Genomic DNA, 21648 nt, shown 5'->3' on the forward strand with positions numbered 1-21648 from the left:
AAAGGGTGTATTTTTTTAGCTTTTGGTATATAATGAATGAGTGACTTGGGTAGGTGGCCGAGTGGTTAAAGGCGGCAGACTGTAAATCTGTTCCGAAAGGTACGGTGGTTCGAATCCATTCCTGCCCACCATTATCAAAATTCGGGATCCTGTGGATCTGGAATAAATTGAAACCATCTGAGAGGAAATGAAGTTCGAATCGTGAACTTCGTGCCTCGAATCTCGATTGACGTCGCGGGATGGAGCAGCGGTAGCTCGTCGGGCTCATAACCCGAAGGTCGTCGGTTCAAATCCGGCTCCCGCAACCAAGGACAAAAAACCGCATGGCTAATAGCTTTGCGGTTTTTCTATATTACATACTGAATTTTTCAAATTCTTGACATGGTAAATTACATGTGATAATGTATTATGAGCATGGATTGAATGCGGATTTTTAGTTGTGCCCAGGGAGGTGTTCGTGAATGCGTGTTGGCATTACTTTAGCTTGTACCGAATGTAAAAACCGGAATTATGCTTCCATAAAAAATAAGAAAAATAACCCAGATCGTTTGGAAGTTAAAAAGTATTGTAAGTTTTGCAAGTCCCACACAGCTCACAAAGAAACCAAGTAATTCATAGCTTGGCGTTTGGGCAAAATTTCTTTGCGTATTTGCCAAAAAGTCTGTACGCCGGGCTGCGTTGTCAGTAATGGTAGCTCAGAGTCTTGTAAGGATGTGATTGGATGGGCGCAGTTAAGAAGCAAACGAATGCTCCTACAAAAGAAAAGTCGACAGAGTACTTTAAGGGAGTATGGAGTGAACTTAAAAAAGTACACTGGCCGGACCGCAAACAGCTTTTGACTTATACAGGAGTAGTTCTCGTCGCTGTAGCTATTGTATCTGTCATGCTATGGATTGTCGACAGCGGATTAAGTATTTTAATAACCAAGATTCTCGGATAGGTACTCAAACAGGTTGCCCTGAAAGTACGGCAAGTTAGTTTGGGGCCTTGTATTGGAGGTTCCTGTTCGAAATATGACTAAGAACTGGTATGTTATTCACACTTATTCCGGTTATGAGAATAAGGTGAAGACCAATCTTGAAAAGCGCGTAGAATCCATGAATATGGAAGATAAAATCTTCCGTGTTCTTGTTCCCATGGAAGATGAGATTGAAATCAAAAATGGGAAGAAGAAGGTCGCCAAGCGTAAAGTTTTCCCGGGCTATGTTCTGGTGGAAATGGATATGACGGACGATTCATGGTATGTGGTGCGCAATACTCCGGGTGTGACAGGTTTTGTCGGCACCGGGGCAAAGCCCATCCCTTTGCTGGATCATGAAGTACAAGCTATTTTAAAGCAAATGGGCGTGGAAGAAGTCCGCACACGTGTGGATTATACCGTGGGCCAAAACGTACGTGTAACATCAGGTCCTTTTAAGGATTTCATCGCTTCTGTTCGGGAAATCCTTGAAGATAAAGGGAAGCTGCGGGTTTCTGTGTCCATGTTTGGACGGGAGACTCCGGTAGAACTTGATTTTGCTCAGGTCGAGAAAGTCGACTAAGCAGTAAATTACCCTATTAAGGAGGTGTAACTATGGCAAAGAAAGTCGTTGGTTTGGTTAAATTAGCTATCAACGCAGGTAAAGCAAATCCGGCACCTCCGGTTGGTCCAGCTCTTGGTCAGCACGGGGTCAACATTATGGCCTTCTGCAAAGAATACAACGAGCGTACAAAGGATCAAGCGGGATTGATTATTCCGGTTGAAATTACCGTTTATGAGGACCGTTCCTTTACCTTTATTACCAAAACTCCGCCGGCATCTGTTTTGTTGAAAAAAGCTGCGAACATTAATTCAGGTTCTTCAGAGCCTAACCGTAAAAAGGTAGCTCAAGTGAGCAAAGCTAAAGTTCGTGAGATTGCTGAAACCAAGATGAAAGATCTCAATGCGGCAAGCATTGAAGCGGCTATGAGCATGGTTGAAGGTACTGCACGCAGTATGGGAATCACCATCGTCGAAGGTTAAGATTTTTGTGGGAGGGCTCGTCCCGAAGAACCACTAGGAGGTTAAAGAATGGCCAAAGTAGGTAAAAACTATCAAGAAGCAGTTAAAGCTTTTGATCGTGAAGCTCTTCATGAGCCTATGGAAGCTTTAGCAGTCGTTAAGAAGATCGCTAAGGCAAAGTTTGACGAAACTGTTGAAGTAGCATTCAAGCTCGGTATTGATACCCGTCATGCGGACCAACAAATCCGTGGAGCCCTGGTGCTTCCTAACGGAACCGGTAAAACCCGGAGTGTGTTAGTATTTGCTAAAGGCGAAAAAGCTAAAGAAGCTGAGGCTGCCGGTGCAGATTTTGTTGGCGCAGAAGATATGATTGCGAAAATCGAGCAAGGTTGGTTTGGTTTCGATGTGGTTGTAGCTACACCGGATATGATGGGTATGGTCGGTAAACTGGGTCGTGTGCTCGGTCCTAAGGGACTTATGCCAAACCCCAAGACCGGTACAGTTACCTTTGATGTAGCCAAAGCTGTCAAAGAGATCAAAGCTGGTAAGATTGAATATCGTGCTGACAAAGCCGGTATCATTCATGCCCCAATCGGCAAGGTATCCTTTAGCGAAGAACAACTCTATCAGAACTATAAGGTTCTTGTTGAGACCTTGGTTAAAGCGAAGCCGGCTGCTGCTAAGGGTCAGTATATCCGTAGCGTCACTGTGTCTTCGACCATGGGACCCGGAGTGCGGATTAACCCGGTCAAAGCCAATTAATTGGATTCCAAAATGTGTCTGGAATATTTCTTGACAGGTTTGCATAGATAAGATATACTCTACTAGAATTGAACAGCCTTCCACTGTAGACAGCAGGTGCTCTTAGAGCTTAATGTCCTGCCGAGGTTGGAAAGATAGCCTTAAGTTATATTGGGCCTTCTTAACCTCTGCAGTCGAAGCGGAGGTTTTTCTACTAGTGTGGGTATTTCGGAAGGAGGTGGACTTAAGTGCCAAATATCGAAGAAAAAGCACAAGTGGTTGCGGAGATTAAGGAAAAGTTCCAAAACTCCACAGGGGTCGTACTGGCTGATTATCGCGGCCTGACCGTTTCTCAAGTAACTCAACTGCGTGCCCAACTGCGTCAAGCCGGTGTCGAATACCATGTATTGAAAAATACCTTGGTTCGTCGTGCAGCTCATGAAGTCGGTATCGAAGGTTTGGATGGTTTTCTTGAAGGACCTACAGCCGTCGCTTTCAGTGCTGATCCGGTTGCAGGAGCTAAAATATTATCCGATTTTTCTAAGACCTCTAAGACCTTTGCCATTAAAGCAGGTGTGGTCGAAGGGAAAGTGGTTGATCCAGCGGGAGTTAAAGCCCTTGCAGAACTTCCTTCGCGCGAAGTACTCCTTGCTCAAGTCCTGCGGGGAATGCAAGCACCCCTCACAGGCATGGCCAACGTGCTTCAAGGACCGATCCGCAAAATGGGTTATGCCTTGGAAGAAGTGCGTAAGCTTAAAGAAGCTCAAGCTTAATCGAGAGTCGATGGCGCGAGGTTCGCACCATGATGTTCGGGTTATGATGCGGGGGATGGTCCCAAAGGCGTCGTAGCTGAATTATAATGATTTCCATAATGGATTCAAAAACAAAAATTATTTTAAAGTGATATTAGGGAGGAAAATTTCAATGTCTAAAACTGCTGAAATTCTCGAAGCCGTAAAAGGCTTAACCGTTCTTGAGCTTGCTGAGCTCGTCAAAGCTTTCGAAGAAGAATTTGGTGTTAGCGCAGCTGCTCCTGTAGCTGTAGCTGCTGCTCCTGCTGCCGGTGGCGCTGCTCCTGCTGCTGAAGAGCAAACTGAATTCGATGTTGTCCTCATGAACGCTGGTGCTGGAAAAATCAACGTCATCAAAGTTGTTCGCGAAATCACCGGTCTTGGCTTGAAAGAAGCTAAAGAACTGGTTGACGGCGCTCCAAAGCCTGTTAAAGAAAAAGTCAGCAAAGATGATGCAGAAGCTATCAAAGCTAAGCTCGTTGAAGCTGGTGCAACTGTCGAAGTTAAATAAGTTTAGTCTATTTGGAAAACCGTTTTCAGCCTATCGGCGCGAAAACGGTTTTTTATTTGGACACAATTTTGATATAATCTACTTAGCAACAGGGAGTATTTGAAAATAATTTTCATAAAGGACATAAAACTGCAAAAAAAGAAATATTTCTGCTTGACAATAGAAGATAATCTTGGTATCCTTAGTAATTGTTACTGTACATAAAATGGACGAATTATCCAGACTATTCCAAACAGTAACTTAGGACATCGATAGAAACTTTCTATCAGATAGTACTAAAGGTGACGATGGGGAGATTGTCATTTGATTAATTCGATCATGAAAGAGGGATCTCCATAAACAACGAAGCGAGGTTTTGCAAATGAGGCCTTGCTTTTGGCTGTTTATGTCATAATACAATCCTCGGGGCGAGGACATCACACTTGAGGGGTGAAGCGTACATGTTCTATCCTGTTAAGGTAGGGACGCGGGAACGCTGGAGCTATTCCAGAATTCGAGAAGTTCTCGACATGCCAAATCTAATCGAAATTCAGCAAAACTCTTATCAGTGGTTTCTTGATGAAGGGTTAAGGGAAATGTTTAGAGATATTTCCCCGATTCAAGATTTCACGGGCAACCTCGTATTGGAATTTATAGACTATAGCTTAGGAGAGCCCAAATACGATGTGGAAGAGTGTAAGGAACGCGACGTAACGTATGCGGCACCTCTGCGAGTTAAAGTTCGTCTCATTAATAAAGAGACAGGGGAAGTGAAGGAGCAGGAGGTCTTCATGGGCGATTTTCCCTTGATGACCACTAAGGGAACCTTCATTATTAACGGAGCAGAACGGGTTATCGTCAGTCAGCTGGTTCGTTCTCCTGGTGTTTATTATTCCGAAAGCATCGACCCCAGCGGAAAGAAGGTCTTCGGAGCGACGGTTATCCCTAACCGTGGAGCTTGGTTAGAGTTTGAAACGGATGTTAATGATAATATTTTCGTTCGTGTGGATAGAACTCGTAAACTTCCGGCTACCGTGTTGATTCGGGCTTTGGGTTATGCTACCAATGGGCAGATCGCCGAGCTTTTCGATGATAACGAGCATATCCGGATTACCTTGGAGCGGGATAATACGGAATCTGCAGAGGAAGCTTTGGTAGAGATCTACAAACGTCTGCGTCCGGGAGAGCCTCCCACCGTGGATAGTGCACGCTCTCTATTAGAAGCATTATTCTTTGATCCTAAGCGTTATGACCTGGCTAAGGTTGGTCGCTATAAACTCAATAAAAAGTTAAATCTGAATGTTCCCAGCGATGTTCATCATTTGACTAAGGAAGATATCGTGGCTTCCTTGCGGCAAATGCTGGCCCTCATGAGCGGAGAAGGCTACAAGGACGATATTGACCATCTGGGCAATCGCCGCCTCCGTTCCGTAGGAGAACTTCTGCAAAACCAATTCCGTATCGGTTTATCCCGTATGGAGCGGGTGGTCCGTGAACGGATGACCATTCAAGATGTGGATGTCATCACACCACAGGTTCTGATTAATATCCGTCCGGTGGTGGCGGCCATTAAAGAGTTTTTCGGCAGCAGTCAGCTATCCCAATTTATGGATCAGACTAATCCTTTGGCTGAGCTGACCCATAAACGCCGTCTCAGTGCCTTGGGACCTGGAGGATTAAGCCGTGAACGGGCCGGCTTCGAAGTGCGTGACGTTCACCACTCTCACTATGGCCGCATGTGCCCCATTGAAACTCCTGAAGGACCTAACATCGGCTTGATCGGCTCTTTAAGTACCTATGGCCGGATTAATCCCTACGGATTCATTGAAGCTCCCTACCGCAAAGTGATCAACGGCCAGGTTACGGATCAGATCGACTATCTGACCGCTGACGAAGAAGAGAAATTCGTCGTAGCTCAGGCTAATGCCCCCTTGACAGATGAAGGGCGCTTTATTGAAGAAAAGATCGATGGGCGCCATGGTCCGGACTTCGTTTTGGTTGCACCGGATCGAATTGATTATATGGACGTTTCTCCAAAGCAGATGGTTTCCATCGCTACGGCTTTAATTCCCTTCTTAGAGCACGATGATGCCAACCGTGCCTTGATGGGTGCTAACATGCAGCGGCAAGCTGTACCCCTTTTGCGTACCGATGCCCCCTATGTGGGAACCGGGATGGAGTACAAGGCAGCTAAGGACTCCGGGGTCTGCGTCTTAGCCACTAAGGATGGTACCGTGGAGCGGGCTACAGCCGACGACATCATCATCCGCCATGATGGCGGAACTTTAGAGAAGCATAAGCTCCTGAAGTACCTGCGCTCCAACCAAGGAACCTGCATCAATCAGCGTCCTATCGTCATGAAAGGCCAACGAGTCGAAGCGGGTCAGATCATCGCCGATGGTCCGTCCACAGATCATGGTGAGTTGGCTCTCGGCCGCAACGTTTTGATCGCTTTTATGACCTGGGAAGGTTATAACTACGAAGATGCTATCTTAATCAGCGAAAAGCTGGTTAAAGAAGATTACTATACCTCCATCCATATTGAAGAGTATGAAGCCGATGCCCGGGATACCAAGCTGGGACCGGAAGAAATCACCCGGGATATTCCTAACGTAGGGGAAGATGTGCTGAAGGATTTGGATGAGAGGGGAATTATCCGCATCGGTGCGGAAGTTCGCCCTGGGGATATCCTGGTGGGAAAAGTTACCCCTAAAGGTGAAACGGAGCTTACAGCAGAAGAGCGCCTCTTAAGAGCCATCTTCGGCGAAAAAGCTCGTGAAGTACGGGATACCTCCCTTCGTGTACCTCACGGAGAAGCTGGTAAGATCGTGGATGTAAAGGTCTTTACCCGGGAAAACGGAGATGAGCTGGCTCCTGGAGTCAACGAATTGGTACGGGTCTATATCGCTCAGAAACGGAAGATCTCCGTGGGGGATAAAATGGCCGGACGCCACGGAAACAAAGGGGTTATCTCTCGCATCATGAAGCAGGAGGATATGCCCTTCCTGCCTGATGGTACTCCTGTGGAAATTGTCCTGAACCCCCTGGGTGTTCCCTCCCGGATGAATATCGGTCAGGTTATGGAGACTCACTTGGGCTGGGCGGCGAAAGCCCTTGGGCTTCGTTTGGCAACACCGGTCTTTGACGGAGCACAGGAAGATGATGTCTTTGCGACCCTCAAACAAGCCGGACTTCCTGAGACAGGCAAAACCATACTTTACGATGGACGGACGGGGGAACCCTTCGACAATAAGATTACCGTCGGGTATATGTACTTCCTGAAGCTCCACCATCTAGTGGATGACAAGATTCATGCCCGGTCTACCGGACCCTACAGCTTGGTTACTCAGCAGCCCTTGGGCGGTAAAGCTCAATTCGGCGGTCAGCGTTTCGGAGAGATGGAGGTTTGGGCTCTGGAGGCTTATGGAGCAGCCTATACTCTCCAGGAGATTCTTACCGTCAAGTCCGACGACGTGGTCGGACGGGTTAAGACTTATGAAGCTATCGTTAAAGGTGAAAATATCCCTGAACCGGGAGTTCCAGAATCCTTTAAGGTTCTCATCAAAGAGTTGCAAAGCTTAGGACTTGATGTTCGTGTTCTCTCCGAAAACGATGAAGAGATCGAAATCCGCGAGATCGATGAGGATGTGACCGAGACGGCGAAAGAGCTTGGCATCGATCTTCATGAAGAGCTCCCGGCTCCGGCGGCTCATGAAACCGCTGAAGGTGAGGACGAGGAATTCTTCGAAGAGGAAGAAGAAGTGATCGATGATGAACCCATGACCTTTGATGAAGACGATATGGAATAGACCCGGGTGAAAGGAGAGAGAACCGTGCTAGACGTCAACAACTTTGACCGGATGCGTATTGGTTTGGCTTCTCCGACGATGATCCGTGAGTGGTCTCATGGAGAAGTTAGGAAGCCTGAAACTATCAACTATAGAACCCTAAAGCCTGAGCGGGAAGGACTCTTTTGTGAAAAAATCTTTGGACCAACCCGTGATTGGGAGTGTCATTGCGGCAAATACAAGCGGGTTCGCTATAAGGGGATTGTCTGCGACCGCTGCGGTGTAGAAGTCACCCGTTCCAAGGTGCGTAGAGAGCGCATGGGCCATATTGAGCTGGCCGCTCCTGTCTCCCACATCTGGTACTTCAAGGGTATTCCCAGCCGGATGGGACTTCTTTTAGATATGTCTCCCCGCTCCTTGGAAAAGGTCCTCTATTTCGTATCCTACATTGTTACCGATGCTGGGGATACCTCTTTAATGAAAAAACAACTTCTCACGGAAACCGAATACCGTGAATACCGTGATAAATACGGAAACCGCTTCAAAGCCAGCATGGGTGCCGAAGCCATTAAGATTCTTCTTGAGGAAATGGACCTGGATAAGCTTAATGACGAACTCCGGGTTGAGCTGAAGGAGGTCTCCGGCCAAAGGAAAATCCGGGCCATCCGCCGCCTGGAAGTAGTGGAAGCCTTCAAAGAATCAGGAAACCGTCCCGATTGGATGATTATGGACGTCGTTCCCGTCATTCCACCGGAGCTCCGCCCCATGGTACAGCTGGATGGAGGACGGTTTGCCACCTCCGACCTCAACGACCTTTACCGCCGGGTAATCAACAGAAACAACCGTCTCAAGCGTCTTTTGGATCTGGGGGCGCCGGATATCATTGTTCGCAATGAAAAACGGATGCTGCAAGAAGCTGTGGATGCGCTGATCGATAATGGCCGTCGGGGACGTCCCGTTACCGGCCCCGGCAATCGTCCCTTGAAATCCCTAAGCGATATGCTCAAAGGAAAGCAAGGACGCTTCCGCCAAAACCTTCTGGGAAAACGGGTTGACTACTCCGGCCGTTCCGTTATCGTGGTGGGACCGAATCTAAGGCTTCATCAATGTGGACTGCCTAAGGAAATGGCTTTGGAGCTCTTTAAACCTTTCGTCATGAAAAAGCTGGTTAAAGAAGGCCACGCCCATAATATCAAGAGCGCTAAGCGGATGGTGGAACGGGTTCGTTCCGAGGTCTGGGACGTTCTTGAAGAAGTGATCACCGAGCATCCCGTGCTTCTGAACCGTGCTCCAACCCTTCACCGCTTAGGAATTCAAGCCTTTGAACCCATCTTGGTTGAAGGACGTGCCCTGCAGATTCATCCGCTGGTCTGTACTGCTTACAATGCAGACTTCGACGGAGACCAAATGGCTGTTCACGTCCCACTTTCCGCAGAAGCTCAGGCAGAAGCAAGACTTTTGATGCTCTCCGCTCATAATATTCTGAACCCAAAAGACGGTCGTCCCGTCGCTTCACCCACTCAGGACATGGTTTTAGGTTCTTACTACCTGACCATGGAACGTCCGGGAGCACTTGGGGAAGGTAAGATCTTTAAGAATCGAGATGAAGCGGTTCTAGCCTATGAGACCAAGCAGGCAAACCTCCAAGCGATGATTAAAGTTCGCCAGCCCAGCGGAGAACTTTTGGAAACCACGATTGGCCGTCTCATCTTTAACTCAGTTATCCCGCCGGAGGTAGGGTATATCAACGAAGTGGCTGGGAAGAAGGTTCTTAATAATGTGGTGGCCAAATGCTATCGCCTCGGCGGCTATAAAGCAACGGCCCAGCTTTTGGATGGAATCAAGAGTTTAGGTTTTAAATACTCCACCCGCGCCGGGATGACCGTTGGACTTGCTGATATTACAGTACCTGAAGAAAAGAAAAAGATTCTTGCTGACGCCGATGGTATGGTCAACAAAACCGAGCAGCAATTCCGTCGTGGTTTGATTACCGATGAGGAACGGTATGAGAAGGTAATCGATATCTGGACGAAAGCTACGGACACCGTGACCAAAGCCCTGATGTATTCCTTGGATAAATTCAATCCGGTATACATGATGGCCACCTCCGGTGCTCGGGGTAATATTCAACAGCTCCGTCAGCTGGCTGGTATGCGGGGACTTATGGCGGATCCTTCGGGACGAACCATTGAGTTACCCATTAAAGCCAATTTCCGTGAGGGACTCACTGTTTTGGAATACTTCATCTCCTCCCATGGAGCACGGAAAGGGTTGGCCGATACGGCTCTACGGACCGCTGACTCCGGTTACCTCACCCGTCGTCTTGTAGACGTATCTCAAGATGTCATCGTCCGGGACGAAGACTGCGGCACCACCCAAGGAATTACCGTGGATGATGTCAAGGATGGCCCGGAGGTCATCGAGAAGCTGGAAGAACGCCTCGTGGGCCGCTTCCTCTTGGAAGACCTAAAGCATCCTGAGACAGGAGAAATCCTGGCTACCGCCGATAACGAGATTACGGAGGAACAAGCTCAGGAGATCGCCGCTGTTTATGATAAAGTCACCATTCGTTCCGTACTCACCTGTAAAACCCGCTATGGGGTATGCCGTAAGTGCTACGGACGCAACCTGGCGACAGGTCATCATGTGGAGATGGGAGAAGCCGTCGGAATCATCGCTGCCCAATCCATCGGTGAGCCGGGAACTCAGTTGACTATGCGTACCTTCCATACCGGCGGTGTAGCCGGGGACGATATCACCCAAGGTTTGCCCCGTGTTGAAGAGCTTTTTGAAGCCCGTAAACCCAAAGGTCAAGCCATCATCTCGGAAAACGACGGTATCGTCGCAATTCGCGAAGTCAAAGGCCGTCGTGAAGTGGATGTCACCGGTGACAATGAAGAGCGTATGACATACACTATCCCATATGGCTCCCGTTTGAAGGTTCGGGAAGGTGACCGGATTGAAGCCGGAGATGAACTTACCGAAGGGAGCATCAATCCTCATGATATGCTCAAGGTTAAGGGAATCCGCGGCGTCCAGGTTTATCTTTTGGGCGAAGTTCAACGGGTTTACCGTCTGCAGGGTGTGGATATTAACGATAAACACATCGAAGTTATGGTTCGTCAGATGCTTCGTAAAGTTAAAGTGGAAGAAGCCGGAGATACCAGCCTCTTGCCCGGCGGTTTGATTGATGTCTTTGATTTCGAAGAAGAGAATACCAAAGTCATTGCTGCGGGTGGAGAACCTGCGGTAGCACGCCCGGTACTTCTGGGAATCACCAAAGCCTCCTTGGCAACGGATTCCTTCCTTTCTGCGGCATCCTTCCAGGAAACTACCCGTGTTCTTACGGAAGCAGCCATTAAAGGAAAAGTGGATCCTCTCTTGGGGCTCAAGGAAAACGTCATCATCGGGAAACTTATACCGGCGGGTACGGGAATGTCCCGTTATCGGAATGTAAAAGTTATTAATCTTGATGAAGAACAAGTTGAAAATCTTGACACTGTAAATTCGTAATGATAAAATACTATAGTGTGATTTAACGGTTTTGGGAAAAATATGGTGTTTCTTCACAAATCACCGCTAATCTTGAGGAGGAAAGCATCTTAATGCTTGATGAAGCCTTAAAAAAATCGAAAAACAGAACCGTTGGAGTAAAGCAAACTCTGCGGGCTCTGGAAAAAGAGAGTTTACTCCGAGTCTATGTAGCAAAGGATGCGGAAAGCCATGTGGTTCGTCCCATTCTTGAACAGTGTCGGAACAAAGGGATTCAAGTCCAGGAAGTTCAGAACATGATTGAACTGGGGAAAGCCTGTGGAATTGAAGTCGGTGCTGCCGTAGCAGCCCTGTTATCCGAATAGACAAGGAAGCTCCGAAATGTGTTGGTTTTGGGGATTGCTTGCTTTATGCTGAAGCAAGCAATTCCTTTGATATGTTCTCTCTTGGGAAGGAGGTGTAGTTATGCCGACGATTAATCAATTAATTCGCAATGGCCGTTCTAAGATTGCAAAGAAATCAACAGCTCCAGCTATGCAATGGGGCTATAACTCTTTACAACGTAAACAATTCGCCTCTGGAGGATCACCTCAAAAGCGTGGGGTTTGCACCAGGGTTTACACGACAACTCCAAAGAAGCCGAACTCTGCTCTCCGTAAAGTTGCCCGTGTGCGTTTAACCAATACGATTGAAGTATCATCATACATCCCAGGCATCGGGCACAACCTGCAAGAGCACAGTGTTGTCCTTGTTCGCGGTGGCCGTGTTAAAGACCTTCCGGGTGTTCGTTACCACATCGTTCGTGGAGCCCTTGATACTCAAGGTGTTCAGAAACGGATGCAAGCTCGTTCCAAGTACGGTGCCAAACGTCCTAAGAAAGGGAAGTAAGCCGTATGAAACGAGGGGAATACGAATTGCGCTGTAAAGGAGGGAAATGATTTGCCACGTAAAGGTTATATTGCTAAACGTGAGATTCTGCCGGATCCCATCTATAAGAACCGGGTGTTGACCAAATTTATCAACCAAATTATGTTGGACGGTAAAAAAGGTACTGCAGAATCCATTTGCTATAATGCATTTGATATCATTCGCGAGAAGACCGGTAAGGATCCTATTGAAGTGTTCGAAACCGCTCTCAAGAATGTCATGCCTGTGTTGGAGGTAAAAGCACGCCGGGTCGGTGGTGCTAACTACCAAGTACCCATCGAAGTTCGCACCGATCGTCGTCAAACTTTGGGATTGCGCTGGATTGTGAGCTATGCCCGCAAACGCAGCGAAAAGACCATGGAAGAGAAGATCGCAGGTGAGTTGATGGATGCAGCCAATAGCACCGGCGGCTCTATTAAGAAAAAAGAAGACACGCATAAGATGGCCGAAGCCAATAAGGCTTTTGCGCATTACCGTTGGTAGGATGATCAAAGCATATGCTTAAAATCATCCACAATGGGGAATGACTACGGCAGAAAGGGGGATTATCAGTGGCAAGGCAAATTCCATTAGAGAAAACGCGGAATATCGGGATCATGGCCCATATTGATGCGGGTAAAACGACCACGACCGAGCGTATTTTGTTCTACACTGGGCGTGTTCATAAAATCGGGGAAACTCATGACGGTGCAGCTACTATGGACTGGATGGTCCAAGAGCAAGAACGTGGTATCACCATTACTTCTGCAGCGACAACTTGTCAATGGAAAAATCACCGGATTAACATTATTGATACACCAGGGCACGTGGACTTTACAGTCGAGGTAGAGCGCAGTTTGCGTGTACTCGACGGCGCTGTAGCAGTTTTCTGTTCTGTCGGCGGTGTTGAGCCTCAATCTGAAACAGTATGGCGGCAGGCGGACAAGTACGGAGTACCCCGTATCGCCTATATCAACAAAATGGACCGTTTGGGTGCCGATTTCTTCCGGGGAGTATCTATGATTGCTGACAGGTTAGGTGCTAACCCAGTACCCATCCAACTACCTATTGGTTCTGAGGAGAATTTCAAAGGAATCATCGACCTCGTGACCATGACGGCTAGAATCTATACGGACGATTTAGGCACCGCCAGTGACGTTGCCGATATCCCCGGAGACTTAGTCGACAAAGCCAATGAATATCGTGAGAAACTTCTTGAAGCAGTTGCTGATACAGATGAAGAACTCATGATGAAATATCTCGAAGGTGAAGAACTGACCGAAGAAGAGATTCGTAATGGAATCCGTAAAGGAACAATTGGGCTGAAGTTTATCCCAGTGGTCTGCGGCTCTTCGTTCAAGAATAAAGGGGTGCAACCACTACTTGATGCGGTTGTAGAGTATATGCCAGCCCCAACTGATGTACCGAATATTAAAGGGGTGCATCCGGAGACCGGTGAAGCTGATGAGCGTCATTCCAGCGACACAGAACCGTTCTCTGCCTTGGCCTTTAAGATCATGGCTGACCCTTACGTGGGTAAATTGGCATTTTTCCGGGTATACTCGGGAGTCCTGAATTCGGGATCCTATGTTTATAACTCAACCAAAGGCAAACGGGAGAGAATCGGCCGTATCCTCCAAATGCATGCGAACCACCGGGAAGAAACTCCCGAAGTCTATGCAGGAGATATTGCAGCTGCAGTGGGCTTGAAAGACACCACCACAGGGGATACCCTCTGTGATGATAAAGCCCCTATTATTCTCGAATCCATGCAATTCCCTGATCCTGTTATCAACGTGGCCATTGAGCCCAAGACGAAAGCAGATCAGGAGAAGATGGGCACAGCTCTGGCACGTTTGGCTGAAGAGGATCCTACCTTTAAAATGCATACCGACCAAGACAGCGGACAAACCATCATCGAAGGAATGGGTGAGCTTCACCTGGAAATCATCGTTGACCGTTTGCAGCGTGAATTCAAAGTCGAGTGCAATGTTGGACGTCCTCAGGTTGCTTACAAAGAAACCATTCGCCGTGCTGTTAAAGCTGAAGGTAAGTTCGTTCGTCAATCCGGTGGACGTGGACAATACGGACACTGCTGGATTGAGATTGAGCCCCTGGAGCAAGGCAGTGGCTTTGAGTTCGTCAACAAAATTGTGGGTGGCGTGATTCCAAAGGAATACATTGCTCCCATCGGTCAAGGGATCGAAGAGGCACTGCAAAATGGTATCCAGGCAGGCTATCCTGTTATGGACATTCGGGCCACAGTCTATGACGGTTCCTACCATGATGTAGACTCCTCCGAAATGGCCTTTAAGATCGCCGGCTCCATGGCCTTCAAGGCCGGGGCAGCGAAAGCTGATCCTGCCATTATCGAGCCCATTATGAAGGTAGAGGTCACTGTGCCTGAAGAGTATATGGGTGAGGTTATTGGTGATATGAACTCCCGTCGTGGACGGATTGAGGGAATGGAAGCCACAGGAACTGCCCAGGTGGTTCGTGGATTTGTCCCCCTTTCCGAGATGTTTGGCTACGCCACTGACCTTCGTTCCAAGACTCAAGGGCGTGGAACTTATGTCATGATGTTTGACCACTACGAGGAAGTGCCCAAGAATATCGCTGAAGGCATTGTTGCGAAACGTGCTGGAGCATAAATTGTTCGTGATGCGGGGTTCGAGAGCGGGATGTTTTCTCGAAGCAGGGCCTCGCCCCAAATAAAAGGAAACTTCTATTCCTACCTATTATTTAGAAGGAGTGAAAATTTAAAATGGCAAAACAAAAATTCGAACGTACTAAACCCCACGTTAACGTTGGAACCATCGGTCACGTTGACCATGGTAAAACCACCACAACCGCTGCTATCACCGCCGTTCTTTCCAAAGCAGGCGGTGCAGTAGCCCAAGCATTCGACCAAATCGACAAGGCTCCGGAAGAAAGAGAGCGTGGAATCACCATCTCCACTTCACACGTTGAGTATGAAACCGGCAATCGCCACTATGCTCACGTTGACTGCCCAGGCCACGCCGACTATGTTAAAAACATGATCACCGGTGCTGCCCAAATGGACGGTGCAATCCTCGTTGTATCCGCTGCTGACGGTCCTATGCCACAAACTCGTGAGCACATTCTGCTTGCTCGCCAAGTAGGTGTTCCTTACATCGTTGTATGGCTTAACAAAGCCGATATGGTGGATGATCCGGAGCTCATGGAACTGGTTGAAATGGAAGTTCGTGAACTTCTATCTGAATACGAGTTCCCCGGTGACGATATTCCCATCGTTCCCGGTTCTGGCCTGAAAGCTCTCCAATGCGGTTGCGGATCCCGTGATTGCGAATGGTGCGGCAAGATTTGGAACCTGATGGATGCTGTTGATGCATACGTTCCAACTCCAGAGCGCGCTACTGACAAGCCTTTCCTCATGCCTGTCGAGGACGTGTTCACCATTACCGGTCGTGGAACCGTTGCTACCGGTCGTGTAGAACGCGGTATTATTAAAGTCGGTGACGAAATTGAAATCGTTGGTTTGACTGAAGCTCCTCGTAAGTCTGTTGTTACCGGTGTTGAAATGTTCCGTAAACTTCTTGACCAAGCTCAAGCAGGGGACAACATCGGAGCTCTTCTCCGCGGTGTGGATCGTAAAGATATCGAACGCGGACAAGTTCTTGCCAAATCCGGTTCCATCAAGCCTCACACCAAATTCATCGGCGAAGTATTCGTACTGAGCAAGGAAGAAGGCGGACGTCATACCCCTTTCTTCAACAACTATCGTCCTCAATTCTACTTCCGTACAACCGACGTTACCGGTGTTGTAACCCTTCCTGAAGGAACTGAAATGGTTATGCCTGGGGACCGTGTTACCATCTCTTGCGAAATCATCGCTCCTATCGCTATGGAAGAAGGACTTCGTTTCGCTATTCGTGAAGGTGGCCGTACCGTTGGTGCCGGCGTAGTTGTCAGCATCATCGAATAATAGGCTTTAGTGTTACGCAGGTATGGAACTTAAGTCTAGTAAGTCTAGATTAGATCTTAAGTCTAAATGAGAAGGATGCCACAGTCCAACTGTGGCATCCTGACTCATGTCATAAAGGCAATCAGGTCTCAAGCATCGAGCTTCGGGCCTTGATCATTTGGTGCAGAAGGTTGCGATGAAAGTGACTCCGCTGTTCATCGGGGAATTTCTGGACCCAGTACATCCGTTAAACGGAACTATAGGAGGTTTTTTTAAAATGAGCAGTCAAAAAATTCGTATCCGCCTTAAAGCATTTGATCATAAAACATTGGATCAATCTGCAGAGAAGATTGTTGAAACGGCAAAGAGAACAGGTGCCCGTGTCAGTGGACCTATTCCTCTTCCCACTGAAAAAAGCATTTATACCATCCTTCGTTCTCCCCACGTTAACAAGGATTCTCGCGAGCAATTCGAGATGCGGACTCATAAACGCCTCATTGATATCCTGGAGCCAACCTCTAAAACAGTGGATGCTCTTATGCGTTTAGATCTCCCTGCTGGCGTTGATATCGAAATCAAACTCTAATTTTGGCAAGTCATAAAATCTGAGAATTAAACGCTGGTTCAAGTAGAATGTCTGGAAAGATTAAAGATTCAGACAGTCGAAAAAAACTAGCGTTCATTTAGAGTTTATGATATAATATTTTTGTTTGTGGCGCGAAACACCCGGCACTGTGGATTGGTGTTCAGGGTCAACTCGCTTCAAAAATATCAATTCAAATTTGGAACGCTCTCGTGCTCCGGCCATAGAGCCGGTGCACTTCAAAGTGTTCAGGAGGTGGCAATCGTGTCGAAAGGAATTTTGGGTAAAAAAATTGGTATGACCCAGGTTTTCACGGAAGAAGGACATCTTATTCCGGTGACTGTGGTCGAAGCAGGTCCTTGCTATGTCATCCAAAAGAAAACAAAAGCAACGGATGGTTACAACGCAATCCAAGTTGGCTATGGTGCTCTGAGGGAAAGACTGGCGAATAAGCCGCAAAAAGGACATGTTGCAAAAGCTTCTCTGAAGCCGATGCGCTATATTCGTGAGTTCCGCGTGGATGATGTGGATGCTTACGAAATCGGACAAGAAATCACTGCTGACTTGTTTGCTGCAGGAGATGCAGTAGATGTAGTCGGAATCTCCAAGGGTAAAGGCTTTGCAGGGATGATTAAACGCCATGGTGCCGGCCGCGGACCCATGAAGCATGGCTCCAAGTATCATCGCCGTACCGGTTCCCTCGGCGCGAAAGGCCCGGCTCGTGTATTTAAGGGCCGCAACCTGCCTGGGCGTATGGGTGGCGAACGGGTTACCGTTCAAAATCTAAAAGTCGTTCGGGTGGATGCGGATAAAAATATGATTCTCGTTAAAGGCGCTGTACCCGGCGCGAAAAAGTCATTGCTCATTCTGAAGCCTTCCGTTAAGGCGAAGTAACTTGTAAGAAAGGAGGAATAAGCAATGCCAAAGGTTCAAGTAGTTAATATGCAAGGTTCTTCTGTTGGAGAGCTTGAGCTGAATGAATATGTATTCGGTATCGAACCAAATATCCATGTCATGCATCAAGCGGTGGTAGGACAACTGGCCAGCCAAAGACGTGGTACTCACTCCACCTTACTCCGTGGAGAAGTTCGCGGAGGCGGCCGTAAACCCTGGCGTCAAAAAGGTACCGGCCGGGCTCGTGCAGGCAGCATTCGTTCCCCTCTATGGAGAGGCGGCGCTGTGCTTTTCGGACCCAAGCCCCGCAAGTACGGCTTTAGCCTACCTAAGAAAGTCCGCCGCTTGGCTTTGCGTTCAGCCCTTTCTTCCAAGGTAAACGAACAAAAGCTGATCGTATTGGAAGATTTGAGCTTGAACGAAGCAAAAACCCGGGAAATGGTTAAAGTTCTGCAAGCCCTTAATGTCAGCAAAAAAGCTTTAATCGTTACGGATGAATTTATTGAAACGATTGAGCGTTCTGCCCGCAATATTGTAGGAGTCAAAACCACTGCAGTAGAAGGCATGAATGTTTACGATCTTCTCAATTCCGATGTCATCGTCATGACGAAGGCAGCGGTAACGAAAACGGAGGAGGTGTTAGCGTAATGCGCGATGCTCGTGATGTACTCAAACGTCCAGTGATTTCCGAGAAGTCTGTTGGGCTTATTGAGGAAAACAAGTACTCCTTCTGGGTGGACACAGCTGCAAACAAGATTGAGATCAAGAATGCAGTGGAAAAGATGTTTAAAGTAAAAGTCGTTGATGTTCGTACGATCAACGTCAATGGTAAAAAGAAACGTGTCGGAAAACACGTAGGTAGAACAGCAGACCGTAAAAAGGCGATTGTTACGCTTAAAGCTGGAGATCGCATTGAAGGCTTTGCTGGCCTGTAAGCTTGATGCAAAGGAGGGAAACCCATGCCAGTAAAAGGATTTAAACCGTATTCTCCTGGTCGTCGTCAAATGACAGTGTCGACTTTTGAAGAAATTACGAAAACAACACCGGAGCGCTCTTTGCTCGCGCCGTTAACAAGTAAAGCCGGCCGCAACAACCAAGGTAAGATGACAGTACGTCACCAAGGCGGCGGACACAAACGGAAATATCGTTTGATTGACTTCAAACGCAATAAAGATAGTGTACCGGCGAAAGTCGCTGCTATCGAATATGACCCTAACCGTTCCTCTCATATTGCCCTGCTTCATTACTTGGATGGTCATAAAGCTTATATCCTGGCTCCTAACGGCCTGCAAGTAGGACAAATGGTCGTATCCGGACCGGATGCCGATATTAAAGTAGGGAATGCTCTTCCCATTAAAAACATTCCTGTGGGTACCCTGCTCCATAATATTGAAATGAAGCCTGGCAAAGGAGCTCAGCTGGTCCGTTCTGCGGGTGGCTCTGCTCAGCTCATGGCTAAAGAAGGAAAATATGCTACCTTGAGACTTCCTTCCGGTGAAATGCGCATGGTTCATATCGACTGCCGGGCAACTATCGGCCAGGTCGGAAATATTGAACATGAGAACATTAACATCGGTAAAGCTGGTCGTTCACGTTGGTTAGGAATCCGCCCCTCAGTTCGTGGTGCTGTTATGAACCCCAACGATCACCCACACGGCGGTGGTGAAGGCCGTAACCCAATCGGTCGGAACCCTGTTACACCTTGGGGTAAACCTGCTCTTGGAGCGAAAACCCGTAAGAAGAAGAATCCTTCTAATCGCTTCATTGTGAAACGACGTGGCAAGAAGTAATCGAAAGGAGGCCAATTAAATGAGTAGATCTCTGAAAAAAGGGCCTTATGTAGAAGGACGCTTGCTCGCACGTGTGGAAGGAATGAATGCCTCCAATGAGAAGCGTGTCCTGAAGACTTGGTCCAGAAGTTCAACAATATTCCCGCAAATGGTGGGACACACCATTGCGGTTCATGATGGACGGAAACACATTCCCATCTATATTACCGAAGATATGGTAGGACACAAACTCGGTGAGTTTGCTCCTACACGCACCTACAAAGGGCATGCTGGCAGTGAAAAGTCCAGCGGCCTGCGCTAAAAGGAGGAGTCAACGAAATGCAACAAGCCAAAGCGATTGCAAGATATGTGCGGATCTCTCCTCGTAAGGTGCGCCAAGTCGTCAATCTCATTCGCGGCAAGAATGTCAGCGACGCTCTCGCGATTCTTCAATTCACCCCAAAGGGTGCTACAGAGCCGGTAACTAAAGTTCTGAAGTCCGCAGTAGCCAATGCGGAGCACAATTATGAAATGGATACCGACGCTCTGATTGTTAAAGAAATTTACGTGGATGAAGGACCGACTTTGAAGCGCATTAAACCTCGAGCTATGGGACGAGCGGATCAAATCCGGAAACGGACCAGTCACATTACCGTGGTTGTCGGCGAAAAGAAGGAGGGTTAAAACGTGGGTCAAAAAGTAAATCCTAAAGGCCTCCGGGTCGGAATTATCCGGGACTGGGAAGGCCGTTGGTTTGCAGATAAAAACTACTTGGAACTCCTTCATGAGGATTTGAAGGTTCGCAAATTTGTGAAGAGCAAATTGCAACAAGCAGGTGTTCCTAAAGTTGAGATTGAACGGGCAGCGAACCGGGTTAAGGTTTCGATTCATGCGGCTAAGCCGGGAATCGTCATCGGCCGCGGCGGTGCTGAAGTAGAAAATCTCCGCAAGCAATTAGAAGCCATGACAGGCAAACAAGTAGCTGTCAATATCGTGGAAGTTAAAAAGCCTGAGCTTGATGCACAACTGGTTGCTGAGAGTGTTGCTCAACAATTAGAAAAACGTGTATCCTTCCGCCGGGCAATGAAACAAACCGTACAACGCACTATGCGTCAAGGCGGTCAGGGAATTAAGATTTCCTGCAGCGGCCGTTTAGGCGGTGCGGAAATCGCGCGGACCGAGTGGTACAGTGAAGGGAAAGTTCCCCTCCATACCCTTCGTGCCGACATTGATTATGGATTTGCTGAAGCAAATACCACCTATGGAAAGATTGGCGTAAAAGTCTGGATATATAAAGGAGAGGTTCTTCCCGCCAAGAAGGTCGCTCAGGTGGAAGGAGGAAAATAAATGCTAGTCCCAACCAGAGTAAAGCACCGGAAACAACATCGTGGCCGGATGCATGGAAAAGCAACTCGCGGTAATGTCATTACCTTCGGCGAGTATGGATTAGTGGCTATGGAGCCAGCATGGATTACCAATCGCCAGATTGAAGCTGCCCGTATTGCAATGACTCGTTATATCAAACGGGGCGGTAAAGTTTGGATTAAGATTTTCCCGGATAAGCCGATTACGGCGAAACCGGCTGAGACTCGTATGGGTAGTGGTAAAGGTTCCCCGGAGTATTGGGTAGCCGTTGTAAAACCCGGTCGTGTTATGTTTGAATTGGCTGGAGTGCCTGAAGAAATCGCTCGTGAAGCGCTTCGCCTTGCCATGCATAAGCTCCCGATTAAGTGCAAGATTGCGCGTCGCGAGGAATTAGAAGGAGGTGACGCAAATGAAAACTAAGAATTTCCGTGATATGACCGATGAGGAGCTCCTTAAGGAGATTGATGGATACAAAACGGAACTGTTCAATTTGCGTTTCCAACTAGCTACCGGACAACTGGACAATCCTGCCAGAATCCGGGAAGTTAGGAAAGGGATTGCCCGTGGCAAGACCATTCTCCGTGAGCGCGAACTAAAAATTAACCGTGCTTAAGGTTGGAAAGGAGACTTTTTAACATGGAAAGAACCCAACGCAAAGTTAGAATGGGCAAAGTCGTAAGCGATAAGATGGATAAAACGGTCGTCGTTGCCGTTGAGATGAAAGTCCGCCATCCGCTTTACCATAGAACGATCACCCAAACCAAGAAATTCAAGGCTCATGATGAAAACAACGAAGCCAAGACCGGCGATACCGTTGTCATCATGGAGACTCGCCCCCTTAGCAAGGATAAGCGCTGGCGTGTGATTGAGATCACAGATAGAGCCGTTGTTCTCTAAGAACT

The 21648-nt window shown here is 47.9% G+C and carries 25 protein-coding genes, 2 tRNA genes and 1 other annotated feature; all 27 genes read left to right on the plus strand.

Annotation, left to right across the window (positions count from 1 at the left end):
- The first annotated feature begins 47 nt into the window (after nt 1-47).
- A tRNA-Tyr gene (locus DESDE_RS01980) sits at nt 48-131 on the plus strand.
- A gap of 102 nt (nt 132-233) precedes the next feature.
- A tRNA-Met gene (locus DESDE_RS01985) sits at nt 234-308 on the plus strand.
- 153 nt (nt 309-461) lie between these two features.
- Nucleotides 462-611: a 50S ribosomal protein L33 gene (gene rpmG, locus DESDE_RS01990; RefSeq protein WP_005810204.1), complete on the plus strand. Its 150-nt coding sequence runs from the start codon at nt 462-464 to the stop codon at nt 609-611.
- A 110-nt stretch (nt 612-721) separates the two neighbouring features.
- Nucleotides 722-940 carry a preprotein translocase subunit SecE gene (secE, locus tag DESDE_RS01995; RefSeq protein WP_014792371.1) on the plus strand — a complete coding sequence of 73 codons (219 nt, stop codon included), beginning with the start codon at nt 722-724 and terminating at the stop codon, nt 938-940.
- A gap of 73 nt (nt 941-1013) precedes the next feature.
- Nucleotides 1014-1541, plus strand: coding sequence for a transcription termination/antitermination protein NusG (gene nusG, locus DESDE_RS02000; protein ID WP_014792372.1), 528 nt, complete (start codon nt 1014-1016; stop codon nt 1539-1541).
- A 32-nt stretch (nt 1542-1573) separates the two neighbouring features.
- The gene (gene rplK / locus DESDE_RS02005; protein WP_014792373.1) at nt 1574-2002 is read left to right on the plus strand and encodes a 50S ribosomal protein L11; all 429 of its coding nucleotides are present in this window, start codon (nt 1574-1576) and stop codon (nt 2000-2002) included.
- 48 nt (nt 2003-2050) lie between these two features.
- Entirely contained in the window at nt 2051-2743 is a 693-nt protein-coding gene (gene rplA / locus DESDE_RS02010; RefSeq protein WP_014792374.1) for a 50S ribosomal protein L1, read from the plus strand.
- Nucleotides 2744-2808: 65 nt separating this feature from the next.
- Nucleotides 2809-2943 (plus strand) — a sequence feature (ribosomal protein L10 leader region).
- A gap of 27 nt (nt 2944-2970) precedes the next feature.
- Nucleotides 2971-3495 (plus strand): 50S ribosomal protein L10, encoded by a 525-nt coding sequence (gene rplJ, locus DESDE_RS02015; RefSeq protein ID WP_014792375.1) that lies wholly within the window; start codon nt 2971-2973, stop codon nt 3493-3495.
- A gap of 151 nt (nt 3496-3646) precedes the next feature.
- Entirely contained in the window at nt 3647-4024 is a 378-nt protein-coding gene (rplL, locus tag DESDE_RS02020; protein WP_014792376.1) for a 50S ribosomal protein L7/L12, read from the plus strand.
- Nucleotides 4025-4464: 440 nt separating this feature from the next.
- Nucleotides 4465-7812, plus strand: a complete 3348-nt coding sequence (gene rpoB / locus DESDE_RS02025) for a DNA-directed RNA polymerase subunit beta (protein ID WP_041917183.1) — start codon at nt 4465-4467, stop codon at nt 7810-7812.
- Between the two features lie 24 nt (nt 7813-7836).
- A complete protein-coding gene (rpoC, locus tag DESDE_RS02030; RefSeq protein WP_014792378.1) occupies nt 7837-11304 on the plus strand; it encodes a DNA-directed RNA polymerase subunit beta' in 3468 nt (1155 codons plus the stop codon).
- 92 nt (nt 11305-11396) lie between these two features.
- Nucleotides 11397-11648 (plus strand): ribosomal L7Ae/L30e/S12e/Gadd45 family protein, encoded by a 252-nt coding sequence (locus tag DESDE_RS02035; protein WP_014792379.1) that lies wholly within the window; start codon nt 11397-11399, stop codon nt 11646-11648.
- A 100-nt stretch (nt 11649-11748) separates the two neighbouring features.
- On the plus strand, nt 11749-12171 hold the full coding sequence (gene rpsL / locus DESDE_RS02040; RefSeq protein WP_011459097.1) for a 30S ribosomal protein S12: 423 nt from the start codon (nt 11749-11751) through the stop codon (nt 12169-12171).
- Between the two features lie 51 nt (nt 12172-12222).
- Nucleotides 12223-12693, plus strand: coding sequence for a 30S ribosomal protein S7 (rpsG, locus tag DESDE_RS02045; protein ID WP_014792380.1), 471 nt, complete (start codon nt 12223-12225; stop codon nt 12691-12693).
- A gap of 68 nt (nt 12694-12761) precedes the next feature.
- Nucleotides 12762-14840 (plus strand): elongation factor G, encoded by a 2079-nt coding sequence (gene fusA, locus DESDE_RS02050; RefSeq protein ID WP_014792381.1) that lies wholly within the window; start codon nt 12762-12764, stop codon nt 14838-14840.
- A 113-nt stretch (nt 14841-14953) separates the two neighbouring features.
- The gene (tuf, locus tag DESDE_RS02055; protein WP_014792382.1) at nt 14954-16156 is read left to right on the plus strand and encodes an elongation factor Tu; all 1203 of its coding nucleotides are present in this window, start codon (nt 14954-14956) and stop codon (nt 16154-16156) included.
- Between the two features lie 256 nt (nt 16157-16412).
- Nucleotides 16413-16721 carry a 30S ribosomal protein S10 gene (gene rpsJ, locus DESDE_RS02060; protein WP_005810163.1) on the plus strand — a complete coding sequence of 103 codons (309 nt, stop codon included), beginning with the start codon at nt 16413-16415 and terminating at the stop codon, nt 16719-16721.
- A gap of 261 nt (nt 16722-16982) precedes the next feature.
- The gene (rplC, locus tag DESDE_RS02065) at nt 16983-17612 is read left to right on the plus strand and encodes a 50S ribosomal protein L3 (RefSeq protein WP_014792384.1); all 630 of its coding nucleotides are present in this window, start codon (nt 16983-16985) and stop codon (nt 17610-17612) included.
- Between the two features lie 24 nt (nt 17613-17636).
- A complete protein-coding gene (gene rplD, locus DESDE_RS02070; RefSeq protein WP_014792385.1) occupies nt 17637-18260 on the plus strand; it encodes a 50S ribosomal protein L4 in 624 nt (207 codons plus the stop codon).
- Complete coding sequence (locus tag DESDE_RS02075; RefSeq protein ID WP_014792386.1) at nt 18260-18547, plus strand: 50S ribosomal protein L23; 288 nt, start codon at nt 18260-18262, stop codon at nt 18545-18547. Before rplD ends, DESDE_RS02075 begins: the two co-directional genes overlap by 1 nt.
- 24 nt (nt 18548-18571) lie before the next feature.
- Nucleotides 18572-19402, plus strand: a complete 831-nt coding sequence (gene rplB / locus DESDE_RS02080; protein ID WP_014792387.1) for a 50S ribosomal protein L2 — start codon at nt 18572-18574, stop codon at nt 19400-19402.
- A 19-nt stretch (nt 19403-19421) separates the two neighbouring features.
- Nucleotides 19422-19703, plus strand: coding sequence for a 30S ribosomal protein S19 (gene rpsS / locus DESDE_RS02085; protein WP_014792388.1), 282 nt, complete (start codon nt 19422-19424; stop codon nt 19701-19703).
- 17 nt (nt 19704-19720) lie between these two features.
- On the plus strand, nt 19721-20065 hold the full coding sequence (gene rplV / locus DESDE_RS02090) for a 50S ribosomal protein L22 (protein ID WP_014792389.1): 345 nt from the start codon (nt 19721-19723) through the stop codon (nt 20063-20065).
- Between the two features lie 3 nt (nt 20066-20068).
- Entirely contained in the window at nt 20069-20728 is a 660-nt protein-coding gene (gene rpsC / locus DESDE_RS02095) for a 30S ribosomal protein S3 (RefSeq protein ID WP_014792390.1), read from the plus strand.
- Nucleotides 20729-21166 carry a 50S ribosomal protein L16 gene (gene rplP, locus DESDE_RS02100; RefSeq protein ID WP_014792391.1) on the plus strand — a complete coding sequence of 146 codons (438 nt, stop codon included), beginning with the start codon at nt 20729-20731 and terminating at the stop codon, nt 21164-21166.
- On the plus strand, nt 21156-21359 hold the full coding sequence (gene rpmC / locus DESDE_RS02105; RefSeq protein WP_014792392.1) for a 50S ribosomal protein L29: 204 nt from the start codon (nt 21156-21158) through the stop codon (nt 21357-21359). Before rplP ends, rpmC begins: the two co-directional genes overlap by 11 nt.
- Nucleotides 21360-21382: 23 nt before the next feature.
- Entirely contained in the window at nt 21383-21643 is a 261-nt protein-coding gene (gene rpsQ / locus DESDE_RS02110; protein WP_014792393.1) for a 30S ribosomal protein S17, read from the plus strand.
- Nucleotides 21644-21648: the final 5 nt, after the last annotated feature.

It is taken from the genome of Desulfitobacterium dehalogenans ATCC 51507, from assembly GCF_000243155.2.
GTDB lineage: Bacteria > Bacillota > Desulfitobacteriia > Desulfitobacteriales > Desulfitobacteriaceae > Desulfitobacterium > Desulfitobacterium dehalogenans.

What these genes read in the sequence shown, in the direction of transcription:
- rpmG (WP_005810204.1), top strand. Translation starts at nt 462, where the DNA reads ATGCGTGTTGGCATTACTTTAGCTTGTACCGAATGTAAAAACCGGAAT.
- secE (WP_014792371.1), top strand. Translation starts at nt 722, where the DNA reads ATGGGCGCAGTTAAGAAGCAAACGAATGCTCCTACAAAAGAAAAGTCG.
- nusG (WP_014792372.1), top strand. Translation starts at nt 1,014, where the DNA reads ATGACTAAGAACTGGTATGTTATTCACACTTATTCCGGTTATGAGAAT.
- rplK (WP_014792373.1), top strand. Translation starts at nt 1,574, where the DNA reads ATGGCAAAGAAAGTCGTTGGTTTGGTTAAATTAGCTATCAACGCAGGT.
- rplA (WP_014792374.1), top strand. Translation starts at nt 2,051, where the DNA reads ATGGCCAAAGTAGGTAAAAACTATCAAGAAGCAGTTAAAGCTTTTGAT.
- rplL (WP_014792376.1), top strand. Translation starts at nt 3,647, where the DNA reads ATGTCTAAAACTGCTGAAATTCTCGAAGCCGTAAAAGGCTTAACCGTT.
- rpoB (WP_041917183.1), top strand. Translation starts at nt 4,465, where the DNA reads ATGTTCTATCCTGTTAAGGTAGGGACGCGGGAACGCTGGAGCTATTCC.
- DESDE_RS02035 (WP_014792379.1), top strand. Translation starts at nt 11,397, where the DNA reads ATGCTTGATGAAGCCTTAAAAAAATCGAAAAACAGAACCGTTGGAGTA.
- rpsL (WP_011459097.1), top strand. Translation starts at nt 11,749, where the DNA reads ATGCCGACGATTAATCAATTAATTCGCAATGGCCGTTCTAAGATTGCA.
- tuf (WP_014792382.1), top strand. Translation starts at nt 14,954, where the DNA reads ATGGCAAAACAAAAATTCGAACGTACTAAACCCCACGTTAACGTTGGA.
- rpsJ (WP_005810163.1), top strand. Translation starts at nt 16,413, where the DNA reads ATGAGCAGTCAAAAAATTCGTATCCGCCTTAAAGCATTTGATCATAAA.
- rplD (WP_014792385.1), top strand. Translation starts at nt 17,637, where the DNA reads ATGCCAAAGGTTCAAGTAGTTAATATGCAAGGTTCTTCTGTTGGAGAG.
- DESDE_RS02075 (WP_014792386.1), top strand. Translation starts at nt 18,260, where the DNA reads ATGCGCGATGCTCGTGATGTACTCAAACGTCCAGTGATTTCCGAGAAG.
- rplB (WP_014792387.1), top strand. Translation starts at nt 18,572, where the DNA reads ATGCCAGTAAAAGGATTTAAACCGTATTCTCCTGGTCGTCGTCAAATG.
- rpsS (WP_014792388.1), top strand. Translation starts at nt 19,422, where the DNA reads ATGAGTAGATCTCTGAAAAAAGGGCCTTATGTAGAAGGACGCTTGCTC.
- rplV (WP_014792389.1), top strand. Translation starts at nt 19,721, where the DNA reads ATGCAACAAGCCAAAGCGATTGCAAGATATGTGCGGATCTCTCCTCGT.
- rplP (WP_014792391.1), top strand. Translation starts at nt 20,729, where the DNA reads ATGCTAGTCCCAACCAGAGTAAAGCACCGGAAACAACATCGTGGCCGG.
- rpmC (WP_014792392.1), top strand. Translation starts at nt 21,156, where the DNA reads ATGAAAACTAAGAATTTCCGTGATATGACCGATGAGGAGCTCCTTAAG.
- rpsQ (WP_014792393.1), top strand. Translation starts at nt 21,383, where the DNA reads ATGGAAAGAACCCAACGCAAAGTTAGAATGGGCAAAGTCGTAAGCGAT.